This is a genomic window from Streptomyces sp. NPDC047117 (genome assembly GCF_040643545.1).
In the GTDB taxonomy this organism is placed as follows: domain Bacteria; phylum Actinomycetota; class Actinomycetes; order Streptomycetales; family Streptomycetaceae; genus Streptomyces.
The window spans coordinates 132,023-145,853 of record NZ_JBEYUN010000018.1 but is presented as its reverse complement, the minus strand read 5'-3'; the positions used below and the strand labels follow the sequence as shown (position 1 = coordinate 145,853).

Below are 13,831 nucleotides of genomic sequence, written 5' to 3'. Positions count from 1 at the left end.
TCCCCCGCGGCGGGGCCACGGCACCGCCCCCAGGAAGGCTCCGCGTGCGTAGACGTTCCCTCCTCTCGGCGGCCGCCGCCTCGACGCTTGCGGCGGTCCCGCTCGCGGCGGGCTGCGGCCCCACCTCGTCGCCCTCGGCCTCCGGCGGCGGCTCCCGGCGCGGCCATCTCACCTACGGCGTCTGGGACGTCTACCAGGTACCCGCCATGCAGCGGGTGGCGCGGGAGTTCGAGCGCACCCGGCCGGGGGTGACCGTCGACGTTCAGCTCACCCCCAACGGGACCTACTGGACCAAACTCCGTACCGCGTGCACCGGCGGCGCCGCTCCGGACGTCTTCTGGATGAACGGCCCCAACTTCGGTATGTACGCGGACGCCGGGCAGCTCCTCCCGCTGGAGACCGACGGCGCCGACCCGGTGCTGCGGCCCGCCGACTTCCCGCCCGACCTCATGTCCCTCTACCGCTGGAAGGGCACCCAGTACGGCGCTCCGAAGGACTTCGACACGGTCGCGCTGTGGTTCAACAAGGAGCTCTTCGACCGGGCCAAGGTCGGCTACCCGGATGCCACCTGGACCTGGCAGGACCTGATATCCACCGCGCAGCGGCTCACCGACCGCAAGCGCGGGATCTACGGCGTCGGGGCCCCGGTCCGCGAGCAGGAGAACTACTACAACTCGATACCGCAGGCCGGCGGCTTCGTCATCTCCCGGGACAAGACGCACTCCGGATACTCCGACGAGCGCACACTCGAAGGGCTGCAGCTGTGGATCGACCTGATCCACCGCTACCGCGCCTCGCCGACCCTGCAGCAGATGGCCGACACCGATCCGACCCAGATGTTCCAGTCCGGGACGCTGGCCATGACGTACGAGGCGTCGTACAACGCGGCGACGTTCTACGCAGACCGCGAGCTGCGGGCCAAGGTGGACGTCGCGCCGATGCCCAAGGGCCGGCGGCGCGCCACCGTTCTGCACGGCCTGGCCAATGTCGTCTACGCCCGCACGCCGCAGCCCGAGCTGGCCCGGGAGTTCGTCCGGTTCCTCAGTGGGAAGCGCGCCTCGCTGCTCCAGGGCAAGTACGGCACCGCCATCCCGGCGCGCAACGGCACCGCCGAACCGTGGGCCGCCGGCATGCCGGACTTCGACCTCCAGGTGCACCTGGACGCGCTCGACTACGCGGTGCCCTACCCCAGCTCCGCCAACAGCTCCGCCTGGCAGCACAAGGACCAGATGTGGCTCGCCAAGGCATGGAGCGGCGACCTGAGCCTCAAGGACGCCACCGGCTCCCTGACCACAGCGATGAATCAGCTTCTCGCGCAGGAGAGAAAGGGCCGCTCCTGATGAGCCTCGACGTACGTACGGGACCCGCCGTACCAGGACAGCGCACCCGGCCGGACGCCGTGAGCCTGCGGGACATGCGCCGCCGCGAGCGCCGTTTCCAGCACCGGGACAAGTGGTGGGGCTACGCGCTGATCGCCCCGGCCGGGCTGGGCCTCGCCGTCTTCTACCTGTGGCCCGTCGTACAGACGGTGTTCTACAGCTTCACCCAGTGGGGCGCCTTCGGCGGGACGACCTGGATCGGCCTGTCCAACTACCGCGCCCTCGTGGACGACCCCGAGTTCTGGCAGTCGCTCGCCAACACCGGCATCTACACCGGACTCGTACTCCTGGGGATCCCGCTGTCGATGGTGCTGGCGGTGCTGCTCAACCTCAAGGGCCTGCGCGGCACCGGCGTCTACCGCACGTTCTACTTCCTGCCGGTGGTCACGATGCCCGCCGCGGTCGCGGTGGTCTGGCGCTGGCTCTACAACGGCGACGTCGGCATCCTCAACCACGCACTGTCCACGCTCGGCATCGACGGAACGTACTGGGTGTCCGACCCGGACACCATCCGTTTCGCGGTGGCCGTAGTCGGCGTGTGGATGACCGTCGGCTACAACATGATCCTGCTGCTGGCCGGCCTCCAGAGCATCCCCGGCGACTACTACGAGGCCGCCGCGCTCGACGGCGCGGGACGCATCCGGCAGTTCTTCTCGGTCACCCTGCCACTGCTGAGCCCCACGCTGTTCTTCACCACCGTGCTGTCGGTCATCCAGTCCCTGCAGGTCTTCGACCTGGTGTATCTGATCATCGGCGCCAATACGCAGAACTCACTGCAGAACCCGGCCTACGGCGAGGGCCAGACCGTGGTGATGCTCTTCTTCCAGAAGGCCTTCTTCGACAACCAGCGCGGCTACGGAGCGGCCATCGTCTGCGTGCTGTTCGTCCTGATCATGGCGCTGACCGCCGTCCAGTTCCGGCTGCAGAAGAGGTGGGTCCACTATGCGTAAGGCACCTGCGCGCACGGGGCGGCTCTGGCCCGCCCATGTCCTGCTGACGCTGGGCGCGGTCATCACCGTCTTCCCCCTGGTGTGGGAGGTGCTGACCTCCTTCAAGACCTTCGGCGAGTCCGTACGAGTACCGCCGACGATCCTGCCCGCGCAGTGGGACTGGTCGAACTACTCGAAGGTCTTCGAGGCGATTCCGTTCGGGCAGCAGTTCGTGAACACGGTGGTGATGGCGCTGCTGCGCACCGCGGCCCAGCTGCTGCTGTGCGCGATGGCGGCGTACGCCTTCGCCCGCATCCGCTTCCCGGGCCGCGGGGTCATCTTCCTCGGGTTCCTCGCCGTACTGATGGTGCCCGGCCAGCTCTTCCTGCTGCCGCAGTACCAGATCATGCAGAGCCTGGGCTGGCTGGACTCCATGCAGGCGCTGGTGGTCCCCGGGATGTTCTCCGCCTTCGGCACCTTCCTGCTGCGGCAGTTCTTCATGGGGCTGCCCGAGGAGCTGGAGGAGGCGGCGCGGCTGGACGGCGCCAACCCCTTCACCGTCTTCTGGCGCATCGCCCTGCCGCTGGCCCGCCCGGGACTCCTCGCGCTCGGCATCCTCACCTTCCTGTGGTCCTGGAACGACCTGATGTGGCCGCTGATCGTCAACACCGACCCGGCGAAGATGCCGCTGTCCGCCGGGCTGGCCTCCCTCCAGGGCGCCCACCTGACCGAGTACCCGGTACTGATGGCCGGGTCCCTCCTCGCCACGCTCCCGGTGATCGTGGTGTTCGTCGCGATGCAACGCCAGTTCATCCAGGGCATCGCGTTCTCCGGAATGAAGGGCTGAGCACACATGACCGACACCTCCGTCGCCCCGGCCGACCACCGTCCGCACACCCGCGACCTGCGACTGGGCGTCATCGGGCTCGGCCTGCGCGCCACCCTCGCCAAGGAGGCCCACCACCCGGGCGAGGGCTCGGTGGTGGTGGCCGCCGCCGACACCGCACCCGGCATGTTCGACCGGGCCCGTGAGTGGTTCGGCGACGACGTCCACGTCTACCCCGACCACCATCGGATGCTGGCCGCCGAGGACCTCGACGCGGTCTTCGTCATCACCCCCGACCACACCCACGAGGCCCTCGCGGTGGACCTGCTGGAGGCCGGGGTCGCCGTCTTCGTGGAGAAGCCGCTCGCCATCACCACCGAGGGCTGCGACCGCGTACTGGAGGCCGCGCGCACCGGCGGCACCCGGCTGTACGTGGGCCACAACATGCGGCACATGCCGGTGGTGCGGGTCATGCGCGACCTCATCCAGCGCGGCGAGATCGGCGAGGTCAAGGCCGTGTGGTGCCGGCACTTCGTCGGTCACGGCGGCGACTTCTACTTCAAGGACTGGCACGCCGACCGGCGCAACACCACCGGCCTGCTGCTCCAGAAGGGCGCCCACGACCTGGACGTCATCCACTGGCTGGCCGGCGCGTACACCGAGCGCGTCACCGCGCTCGGCGGCCTCACCGTCTACGGCGACATCACCGACCGATCGGGGCAGGCCCCCGGTGCCGTCATGCCCGACTGGTACGACCCGGAGAACAACTGGCCCCCGCTCTCCCTCACCGGCCTCAACCCCGTCGTCGACGTCGAGGACCTCTCGATGATGGTCATGCGGCTGGAGGGCGGCATCCACGCCAGCTACCAGCAGTGCCACTACACGCCCGACTACTGGCGCAACTACACGGTCATCGGCACCGAGGGCCGGCTGGAGAACTTCGGCGACCACGGGGAGACCGCCGAGGTCCGCGTGTGGAAGCACCGCAGCGGCTACCGCGCCGACGCCGACCTCGTCGTCCCGATGCCCTCGCCCGGCGAAGGCGGGCACGGCGGCTCCGACCCGCTGCTGGTCGCCGAGTTCCTGCGCTTCGTCCGCTCCGGAGGCCCGACCGACACCAGCCCGGTAGCCGCCCGCGAGGCGGTCGCCGCCGGCGTTGCCGCGACGGAGTCGCTGCGCGCCGACGGCCGCCCCGTCACGGTGCCGCGTGTCGCCCCCGACCTGGCCGACTGGTTCGCGGGCGGCCAGGGCTGACGGGGCCACGCGGCACTACCGGGAAGGTGTCTCCACCGCACGCCCCGACCGGGACCTCATCAGCGGCTGGATGCGCGTCCCGAAATTCTCGATCCCTTCGAGGAAGTCGTCGAAGACCAGCATGATCCCCTTGGTGCCGGACACCTCGGCGACCTCGTCCAGCATCCCCGCGACGGTCTCGTACGAGCCGACGAGCGTGCCCATGTTGAAGTTCACGGCGCCCTCGGGCAGCGAGATGGTCCGGGCGGTGGCCGACTCGTCGTCCGTCGCGTCCGCTGCCGTCTCCCCCGCCATGTACGCCAGCGCCGCGAGGTCGGCGTTGTCGTGGTAGTCCTGCCACTTCGCGTGGGCCGCCTCGTCGGTCTCGGCCGCTATGACCATGAACAGCGACAGCGCGCCGACGTCGCGGCCGGTCGCCCGTACCTGGTCCATGAGCGCGGCAGTGGTGTCCGAGAGCGCGAGCGGGGTGTTGACTCCGCTGCCCAGGAGGAAGTTGTAGTCGGCGTGCTCGGCGGCGAACCGCATGCCGGTGGCGCTCTGGCCGGCTGCGACGATGTCCAGGTGGCCATTGGCCGGCCGCGGGGACAGCACGCAGCCGTCCATCTCGTAGAACTCGCCCTTGAAGTCGCTGACGCCCTCGCTCCACAGCTCCTTCATCACGGTGACGTATTCGACGGCCCGGTCGTAGCGGTTGCCGAAATGCTCATCCCCGGGCCACAGGCCCATCTGCGCGTACTCCCCGGGCGCCCAGCCGGTGACGATGTTGACGCCGAACCGCCCGGGGGCGATGGAATCGACGGTGGCCGCCATCCGCGCAACGATCGCCGGCGGGAGCGCGAGGATCGGCGTCGAGGCGTACAGCTTGATCCGCTCGGTCACGGCCGCCAGGCCGGCCATCAGCGTGAACGACTCAAGACAGTGATCCCAGAACTCCGTGTCACCGCCGAAGCCCCCTTGAGCTTGATCATCGACAGGGCGAAGTCGAGCCCGTGCTCCTCGGCCTTCTGCACCACCGCCTTGTTCAGCTCGAAGGTCGGCATGTACTGCGGTGAACTCTTCGATATGAGCCAGCCGTTGTTGCCGATGGGGATGAAGACGCCGATATCCATAACGCTCCTAGACACTTCTTGACGGGTCGGGGGTGGTCGCACAGAGACCCCCTGCCATGATCGAAGCGTTGACGGTACGAACGCCACGTACACAGGAGTTGTGTCACTCACCCTCCCGGGGCGCGCGCTTCAGGACCGTCCCGGCAGCAGCACCGAAGCGTCCGGTTCCAGCTGCGTGGCGAAGCCGCCGACGACGGCGAACCGGTCCAGGTCGACGACGGCGATCCGGTTGGTGTCCAACAGGGAAACGTGGGCGAGGGGCCTGTCGGGGTGAAATGACACCGCGGACGGGGTGCCGTCGAGGCGGAGGGAGCGGAGCGGCCGCAGGTCGGTGCTCCACGTGGTGAGGGTCTTGGCGACAATGTCCGTCACCAGCAGCCGTTCGTCATCGAGCGGATAGACCCGCAACGGGTCTCCGCCCGTCTTCCGGCTCCGCCGTACCTTCATGGTGCGGGCGTCCAGGGCCACCAGCGAGGAGCTCTTGCGGGCCCCGACGAACAGGGTCTTCTCGTCCCGGCTCAGACAGCTGCTCTCGGGCAGTTGGCCGGGGGTGGCCAGAACGGGCGGGACCGAGGCGTCGTGCGGGCGCACGAGGCTCACCGTGTGCGACAGCAGCCCGGTGACATAGGCGCGTTCGCCGTCCCGGCTGAGGCTGAACAAGTGCGTCTTCACGCCGTGCGTGGGCACCGCCCTGGTCGGCGCCTGATCGGTGGCGGGGGCGTCGAAGCCGAGCAGTACCGCCTTCTCCTCGCTCAGGGCGTACAGCCGGTCGTGCGCGTCGATGCCCATGCCGTGAATGCGGTTGAACGGCCGGGTGTCGATCGTGCGGGCCAGGGACCGCTCGGCCAGGTCGATGACGAAGACCGCGGCGCCGCCCTCGCCGACGGTGGAGGACATGCGCACGCCGTAATGCCCGACGTAGGCGTACCGTCTGCGCGAGTCGACGACCATTTCGTGCGGGTAGTCGGGCAGCCGTACCGTCCCCTGACGCTTCCCCGACGCGGTGTCGTAGAAGCTGACCGCGTGGCCGGCCTTCTCCACCACCATCAGTACGTCGGCCTCCGCCGCCCGGGAAGCACCCGCGGCAGGTGTGGCCAGCCCGCTCGCCACCACCCCGGCACCCACTGCCTTGATCACCGTACGACGTGTCGCCACAGTCCCCACTCCGATCGTCCGACAGCCCGCGATTGTCCGCGGCGAGGGGCCTCCCTCACGCGCAGGCACGAGCCTGCACGGCACGACGGCATGGCGTCCAGATCCCCGATCGCGCCTCAGGAGGCGCTGAGGGGGTGCGGTGTCGTGGCCGGATGCGGGGGCCAGGCGCGGGGGGCGAGGATGCCGAGGACGTAGGCGCGGGCCACGAGTGCGGGCCTGGTCGCGGCGTCCAGGAGGTCCCGGAGCCGGCTGAGGTGGTAGTCGACCGCCTGCCGGGAGAGCTTCAGCGAAGTGGCGATCTCGGCGTTGGTACTGCCGTTGGCGAGGAGGGACAGTATGCGGATCTGCGCGGCGGTGAGCGGGGGTTGGGCCTCGTGGGCGATGCTCTGATGGGTGACGACGGCCCACACGTGCGCGACGCGGCCGGCGGACCCGCACACCGTGGTCAGGTGGAGCTGCGCGCGGCGCTGGCGCCCCTCGGCATCGAGGAGTACGGCGGAGGTTTCCACCCGTCTGACGCGGCGGGTGATCAGCGCCTCCCAGGCGAGGCGCAGTGGGCGGAGGTCGGAGGTGGCGGCGAGCAGGGTGTGCGCGCGGCGGCCGACCAGGTCGGACAGGCGGGTCCGGAACAGCTCGGCGGTGGCCGTACCCGCCTGTTCGATACGGCCGTTGACCGAGAGCAGCGCGCAGGGCAGACCGCTGTGGTCACGCAGCGCCCGCAGGTTCTCCTCGGCCTCCCGGCGCTGGTTCATCGCGCGGGCGTGTTCGGTGATGTCGACGTAGATCCCGGCCACACACGTCCGGCCGTTCTCCTGGACGGGGAACCGGTGGCCGGCCGCCTGCCCCGTGCTGCCGTCCGCGCGGTGGTAGCGCAAGTGGTGGCGCACCGGCTTGCCGCGGCTGAGGATCTCCTGGTCCAGGGCCCGGAACTGTGCGGCGTCGGAGGGGGTGTCGAGGTCCTCGATGCGGCTGCCGACGACCCGCTCCGGCGTGGTGCCGTAGAGGTGCGCGTAGGAATGGTTGGCCCACAGGTAGCAGCCGTCGTTGTCGCGGATGAAGGCCGCGGCCGGGGCGAAGTCGGCGAATTCCGCGAAGGCGGCGTACGGGCGATCGTCGGCGGGCTGCGTACCGGCCTCCACCGCGATCCCGCGCGTACAGGCCCCGTCCCGGTTCTCCCCCGGGGGCCATCGCACGTCGAATGTCCGGCCGTCGAACTGCACCAGGCCCTGGCCGTCTTCGAGGGAGTGTCCCGGAGCGGACATCTCCTGGCGCGTGCGGTCGAGGAAGCGCTGCGTGGTGGGCAGGTCGGTGAAGGCGCCGCCGCCCCTCTCCACGACGCGCCACTGCTCGTCGGCCTCCCACCAGGACACGGGGAGGTGCTCCAGCAGTGCTCTGAGACCGGAATCGTCCACGACGGCCTTTCCGTCCATGTTCCCACCGGTCGGCGGGAGGTGACATCGCGATGCCTATCCCGTGCGGAACCCGCCCATGCTCGGTTCTCGGCCGACTGCGAGGCGTGAGCGCACCCCGCGCGGCTCGCCCTGTGTGACCCAGAACTCGTGCCTTCACCGGAAAATGTCGGCGACTTTGGCATTTGCCTGACCGGCCCCTGCCTTCTGTGGCATTTCCGGGCTCCGCCGTTTGGTTCCCTTGAGTGCGCCGCCGGTCACCCGTCGTGTTCTACGCGGGTTGCGCGGCCGAGCCGTCGCTCGACACCTCGGACAGGACAAACGATGGGAGACGAACTTCAGTGAGCACAGTGCTGTTGGTGCACGCCAAGGGTGGTCCGCCGCTCGGCCATGTCCTGTCCCGGGCAGCCGCGAGGGCGGAAGTGCACCTGCTGGCGCTCAGCGCGCTTCCGACGGCGGTCGCCGAGTCCGCGGGAAGCCTGTGCGCCTCGGTCGTGACGCCCACCGAAGCGGAGCGGTCCGACCTGGTCGCGCTGATCGTCTCGCGAGCCGGAACCGTCGGTGCGGACGCCGTCCTCACCTTCTCCGAGTACGCGGTCGTGGCCGTCGCCGAGGCATGTGAGGCGCTCGGCCTCCCCGGGGCGGGAGGCGCCGCCGCGCTCGCCCGCGACAAGCGGATGATGCGGCACACCTGGCACCGGCGCGGCCTGCCGCAGCCCGCGTTCCGCCCGGTCACCACGGAGGCGGAACTCCACGAGGCCGTCGCCGCTCTGTCCGCCCCCATGCTGCTGAAGGCGGCCTGGAGCGCGGGCTCCACGGCCCATCAGATCATCGACTCCCCGCAGGAGGCCGAGGCCGCCTGGCGGCGCTCGCGCGAGACGATGGCCAGATCCGCCCGGCTGGGCTTCGCCGAGCTCCATGTGGCCGAGGCGGAGGCGCACTTCGTGGTCGAGGAGATCGTGACCGGCGACGCCGCCCAGTGGTTCGACGAGCCCGGCTGGGGCGACTACGTCAGCGTCGAGGGCGTGGTGACCGGCGGTGTCTTCCGACCGGTCTGTGTCAGCGGCCGGATGCCGACGGTGCAGCCGTTCACCGAGCGGGCCGGCATCACCCCCGCACTGCTTCCCGCGGACCTCCAGGACCGCGTCGTGGCCCTCGCCCGGGAGGCCGTCGACGCCCTCGGCCTGCGCGACTGCGGCACGCACACCGAGATCAAGCTCGGCGCCGGCGGGCGTATGTGGCTGATCGAGACGGCCGCCCGGTTCGGCGGCGCGATGACCGTCCCGCAGATCGAGGAGGTCTTCCGGCTCGACCTCGTCGGCATGCTCGTGGACCACCTTCTGGGCCGCCCGGTCGCCTGGCCCGAGCGGGCCCTCGGCCCCGGGCAGGCGCACGGCGCCGCGGGTTCCCTCGTCGTCCTGGCGGTGGACGGCCACGGCGAGGCCTGGCGGGACCGCAGGGTGTGGGATTTCCCCGTGGTGCAGGAGGCCGTCGCGCTGAGCGAGGGCAGCGCCCTCTCGGTGGTACCGGAGAGTTCGCTGCCCGACGGCAGCACCGTACCGGTCTACGACCCCGTCGGCGGAGCCAACACCATGGCGGCGCTGTGTCTGCTCTCGGCCGCCGACGCGCGCACGGTGCTCCGCGACTTCACGACCCTGGTGGGCGCCCTGCCCGTTGTGCTGCCGCCCACCGTGTCCACCACAGCGCAGTCCGTGTCCGTGCCCGCACCGTCGCAGCCCGCGCCCGCCGCCCGCCTGCGAGCCCGGTCGGCAATGCAGTCCGAGGGAGCCCCCGCATGACCACCACCGCGCTCCCTCTCGGCGCTCCGGAACCCGCGACGGACCGCACGGTCGTCGGCGAGAACCTCTCGCTGCCGCTGTTCCGCACCCTGTCCGGGGTCCTGGCCGGCCACCCGTACCTCAAGGTCGTCGTCGACCGCGCCGAGGACACCTGGCACCTGCTCGACACGGCCGCCCACCCCTTCCACGTCAACTACATCGCCACCCGCGTACTCGGCATGGACCTCGCCGAACTCGACGCCGTACTGGACGAGTTCAATGCCTCCGTCTACATGGACCCCGAGCGCCGCTTCCTGCTCGGGGTGCTGTCCCTGCACACCGACGAGGACACGGAGGGCCGCGAGCGCACCTTCCTCGTGCTGGAGACGACCGAGGCCGACACCATGCACGGGGAGCTGCTGGAGTTCTTCCACGGCTTCGTGCGGGAACGCGTCGACGGCAGGCTGCCGCTGCTGCTCAAGCCCGCCAATCACGGCCAGGAGGAGGAGCTGGCCGCGGTCAGCGAGCAGCGGGTGCCGCGCATCCTCAGCCACGAACTCTTCGGCACCAGGACCAGGACCCCGCTCAACCTCGGGGAAGCCACCGGCCGGCTGCGCTGCTTCCGCACCGTGGAGGAGTACAGGGCGGCGGCCGGCGGGCTCGGCTGGTCGGACATCGTCGCCATGCCCTGCCTGCCGGACGACGTGCAGCGGGTGGCCGGATTCCTCAACACCGCGCCCATCACCCCGCTGTCCCACACCAACGTCCTCGCCTCCGGCTGGGGCATCCCCAACGCGATCGTCCGCGACCTGGAACAGCTCGTCGAGAAGGACGGGCTGGACGGCGCCTGGGTCCGGTACCGGGTGCGCGAGGACGAGATCACCCTGGAGCGGCTGGAGCAGGCCCCCGAACTGCGGGCACCGGCCTGGCACCAACAGCGCATCCAGCTGGACCCGCCGCTCCTGGAAGACGCGCCCGTACTCTCCCTGCACCGGCTGCGCAGCGCCGACCGGGACCGCTACGGCACCAAGGCGGCCAACCTCGGAGAGCTGCACCACGTACTCGACAGCCGTACGGCCGATCTCACCGCGTATTACGGTCGCCCCCGCCCGCCCCGGGAGGACCTGTACGGACATCTCGCGGCCCGGCTCGGGCTGCGCTCGCCCTCCGCGGCCGAACTCCGGTCGGCGGCGGCCGCGTTCGTGGCCGGCACGGTCGAGGCGCCCGAGGGCGTCGCCCTGCCGTTCTCCCTTCTGCACCGCTTCCTCACCTCCTCACCTGCGCTCCAGCAGGGCATCGGCAAGCTGAAGATGGCGCTCGAACTCGACGCCACCGATGTGCTCGACCCGCTCTGCCTGCAGATCCAGCAACTCATCCGGAACACTGCGTTACCCGAGTCCGTCGCCGGGGAGATCACCCGGGCCCTCCCCGGCCCGCTCGCCGGGGGCGGCCGCCTCGTGGTGCGCTCCTCCTCCAACGCCGAGGACCTCCCGGGCTTCTCCGCGGCCGGTGTCTACGACTCCGTCACCACGGTCCGCGGCACCGGTGAACTCCTCGACGCCGTACGGCAGGTATGGGCCTCCCTGCTCTCGCCGCGCAGCGTGCGGCTGCGCCACCAGGTGGGCATCTCCCTGGACGACACGTACATGGGCGTGATCATCCAGGTGTACCTCCCCGCCGCGCTCGGCGGCGTCCTGGTGACCTGCAACCCGACCCGGCGCGAGGACTTCCGCAACGTCTACCTCAACTGCTCTCCGGGCTCGCCCGAACAGGTCGTCGAGGGAGAGGTCCTGCCGCAGCAGTACCTCTACAACACCGTGGAGGGCGGCGGGCGCACCGTCGCCCTCGGCTCCTGGGCCGAGGGGCTGTCCGCCGCCACGCGCGCCCGGCTCGCGGACCTGTCCCTGACCGGGCGGCTGCTGCAGTCCCACTTCAGCGCGCCCGAGGTGGACGACCCGCTGGACATCGAGTGGCTGCTGACCGACCGGGGCGACTTCCGCCTGGTCCAGATCCGCCCCTACGCGCTGTGAGCCCCCGCCTCCCGCGCTCCGCCGCGCGGCCCGCTGTCAGACCCCTGACCGGCACCGCCCGCCGCATCATCCGGCTGAACTACGGCTTCCAGCTGCTGTTCAACCTGCTGTGGTGGATGCCGGTGTTCTACGCCTACCAGCGGGACGCCGGGCTCTCCGACGGGCAGATCTTCGGTATCCAGAGCATCTACTACGTGGCCTTCTGCCTCTTCGAGATCCCCACCGGGCTGATCGCCGACCGCATCGGCACCCGCAACTGCCTGCGGGCCGGCGCCGTCGTGATGACGGCGGCGAACCTCGCCCCGGTGTTCAGCGCCTCGTACACCGGGTTCCTCGTCCACTTCCTCGCCATCGCCGCCGGGCGCTCCCTCACCTCGGGCGCTGCCAGCGCCTACCTGTACGACGGGCTGCGCGCCGAGCGGTGCGAGGAGCACTACCTCAAGGCGGAGGGCACCGCGCGGGCGCTGGGGCTCGCGGCCAAGGTCGTGTGCTGGCCGCTGGTCGGGCCCTTGATGGCCCTCGCCCACTCGGCGCCGTATCTGCTCAGCGCGGCGGGCGCGGCGGGCTCCCTCGCCTGTGTCGTCGCGTTGCCGCGGCCGGCGGGGGCGGGCGGCGCCACGGGCCGGACGGCCGGCCGGGCGGACGGAGGGCGCAGGGGCGGCGCGTTCCTGCGGGACGCGGGCGCCGCGCTGCGCTGCGTCGCCTCCTCGCCGTGGCTGACCCTGGTGATGGTGCAGGGCGTGGCCGTGTTCACGCTTTCCCGGATCTGCCAGGTCAACCTCTTCCAGCCGATCCTGCTGGACCACGGCATCGCGGAGGCGTCGCACGGCGGTGTGATGGCGGCGATGACGGTGTCGGAGGCGGTGGCCTCGGCCCGCCCCCAGTGGCTGAGCCGCCGGCTGTCTCCCGTTGCCTGGGTGTCGGTCCTCAGCCTCGCGCTCGCGGGCACCCTGGCGGCCATGACGCTCGGCGGGCCGTGGGCCGTCGTCGCGCTGCTCTGTCTGTTCGCCGCCGCGACCGGCTTCGCGTACCCCGTCCAGCGCAAGCTGGTCAACGACGCCGTGCCGGCCCACGCCCCGCGGGCGACGCTGCTGTCGGTCGAGTCGATCGTGGACCGCGCGGTGTGCGCGCTGGCGGCCGTCGCCGTGGGCGCCTACCTCTCCGCCGGACGCCTGGACGCACTGCTCTGGCACAGCGCCCTGGCGACCGCGGTGCTGATCGGTGCCTTTCAGCTGGTCCTGCCGGTCCTGCGCGGCAGGGCGGCGCGGCGCGGTCCCGACAGCGCGGCGGAGCGTCAGCGGGGGCGGTGCGCCAGCATCTCGATCACACGGGCCGGGAGGTAGGCGGGGCGGAAGGGCTGCCCGGTCCGGTAGGCCACGTAACCGAGCGAGGCCGCGACGTCGGTCTCCTCGGCGGTCTCGGCCTGGTAGACGAGACGGCAGCCGTTCGCCTCCGCCCTGGCACGCTCCCAGAGGACGGGCGCCGGCTTGCGTTCCGCCTCGGTGCGCGGCGTGAGGATCCGGTCGCCGAAGTCCTTCCAGGCGAAGGGGGCGGAGCCCTTCCAGGACCCGTCGACCTCCTTCTTCAGGGCGGCGGCACGCTCGGCGTCCGTCTCGCCCCACGAGGACGGCACGTTGGTGATCAGCCCGACGCTGATGTGCCGCTCCCGCAGCTCGCGCAAGTACGCGGCGGCGCCCGGCAGGTAGCCCGTGCTGCCGTCTTCGGTCGTGTGCACCAAGGTCTCGCCGAGGTCGAAGTAGACGATGGCGCAGCCACGCGCGGCTTCCGTCCGCGCCCCGCCGGGAACGTCGTGCGACAGATTCGAGGGCACGGCCGCGCTTGCCGCGGTACCCAGCGTGGTCGACACCGCCACGGCGCCCAAGAGCGCGAGGCCGGAACGGAGGAGGCCGCGAAAGGGTGATAAGGGGGATCTGTTCATGGCGTTCGGCGCCTTTCTCTTCG

General features: G+C 70.9%; 10 protein-coding genes and 1 pseudogene. 7 read left to right on the top strand and 4 right to left on the bottom strand.

The features are described from left to right. The first annotated feature begins 44 nt into the window (after positions 1–44). Genes ABZ840_RS29670 through ABZ840_RS29655 form a run of 4 tightly spaced genes read left to right on the top strand, consistent with a single transcriptional unit; the run spans position 45 to position 4,388 of the window. A complete protein-coding gene (locus tag ABZ840_RS29670; RefSeq protein WP_361564403.1) occupies positions 45–1,340 on the top strand; it encodes a sugar ABC transporter substrate-binding protein in 1,296 nt (431 codons plus the stop codon). Then, positions 1,340–2,329 (top strand): sugar ABC transporter permease, encoded by a 990-nt coding sequence (locus ABZ840_RS29665; protein WP_361564400.1) that lies wholly within the window; start codon positions 1,340–1,342, stop codon positions 2,327–2,329. The genes ABZ840_RS29670 and ABZ840_RS29665 overlap by 1 nt, the downstream gene beginning before the upstream one ends. Then, positions 2,322–3,155: a carbohydrate ABC transporter permease gene (locus tag ABZ840_RS29660; protein WP_361564397.1), complete on the top strand. Its 834-nt coding sequence runs from the start codon at positions 2,322–2,324 to the stop codon at positions 3,153–3,155. The genes ABZ840_RS29665 and ABZ840_RS29660 overlap by 8 nt, the downstream gene beginning before the upstream one ends. Before the next feature lie 6 nt (positions 3,156–3,161). Beyond that, positions 3,162–4,388, top strand: coding sequence for a Gfo/Idh/MocA family oxidoreductase (locus tag ABZ840_RS29655; RefSeq protein ID WP_361564394.1), 1,227 nt, complete (start codon positions 3,162–3,164; stop codon positions 4,386–4,388). A 15-nt stretch (positions 4,389–4,403) separates the two neighbouring features. Here ABZ840_RS29655 and rutA read toward each other — a convergent pair. The 3 genes and pseudogenes from rutA to ABZ840_RS29640 form a co-directional block, all read right to left on the bottom strand. After that, a pseudogene (rutA, locus tag ABZ840_RS29650) lies at positions 4,404–5,497 on the bottom strand (pyrimidine utilization protein A). A 129-nt stretch (positions 5,498–5,626) separates the two neighbouring features. Continuing rightward, positions 5,627–6,652 carry a YncE family protein gene (locus ABZ840_RS29645; RefSeq protein WP_361564391.1) on the bottom strand — a complete coding sequence of 342 codons (1,026 nt, stop codon included), beginning with the start codon at positions 6,650–6,652 and terminating at the stop codon, positions 5,627–5,629. A 116-nt stretch (positions 6,653–6,768) separates the two neighbouring features. Continuing rightward, positions 6,769–8,082 (bottom strand): PAS domain-containing protein, encoded by a 1,314-nt coding sequence (locus ABZ840_RS29640; protein WP_361564388.1) that lies wholly within the window; start codon positions 8,080–8,082, stop codon positions 6,769–6,771. A 320-nt stretch (positions 8,083–8,402) separates the two neighbouring features. On the opposite strand from ABZ840_RS29640, the gene ABZ840_RS29635 reads away from it, so the two are divergent. The 3 genes from ABZ840_RS29635 to ABZ840_RS29625 are packed head-to-tail and all read left to right on the top strand — an operon-like array spanning position 8,403 to position 13,212. Continuing rightward, complete coding sequence (locus ABZ840_RS29635) at positions 8,403–9,860, top strand: ATP-grasp domain-containing protein (protein WP_361564385.1); 1,458 nt, start codon at positions 8,403–8,405, stop codon at positions 9,858–9,860. Next, positions 9,857–11,869 carry a PEP/pyruvate-binding domain-containing protein gene (locus ABZ840_RS29630; protein ID WP_361564382.1) on the top strand — a complete coding sequence of 671 codons (2,013 nt, stop codon included), beginning with the start codon at positions 9,857–9,859 and terminating at the stop codon, positions 11,867–11,869. The genes ABZ840_RS29635 and ABZ840_RS29630 overlap by 4 nt, the downstream gene beginning before the upstream one ends. Beyond that, on the top strand, positions 11,866–13,212 hold the full coding sequence (locus tag ABZ840_RS29625) for an MFS transporter (protein WP_361564378.1): 1,347 nt from the start codon (positions 11,866–11,868) through the stop codon (positions 13,210–13,212). The genes ABZ840_RS29630 and ABZ840_RS29625 overlap by 4 nt, the downstream gene beginning before the upstream one ends. Here ABZ840_RS29625 and ABZ840_RS29620 read toward each other — a convergent pair. Then, the gene (locus tag ABZ840_RS29620) at positions 13,164–13,700 is read right to left on the bottom strand and encodes a hypothetical protein (RefSeq protein ID WP_361564375.1); all 537 of its coding nucleotides are present in this window, start codon (positions 13,698–13,700) and stop codon (positions 13,164–13,166) included. The two genes, ABZ840_RS29625 and ABZ840_RS29620, sit on opposite strands and share 49 nt — an antisense overlap. Positions 13,701–13,831: the final 131 nt, after the last annotated feature.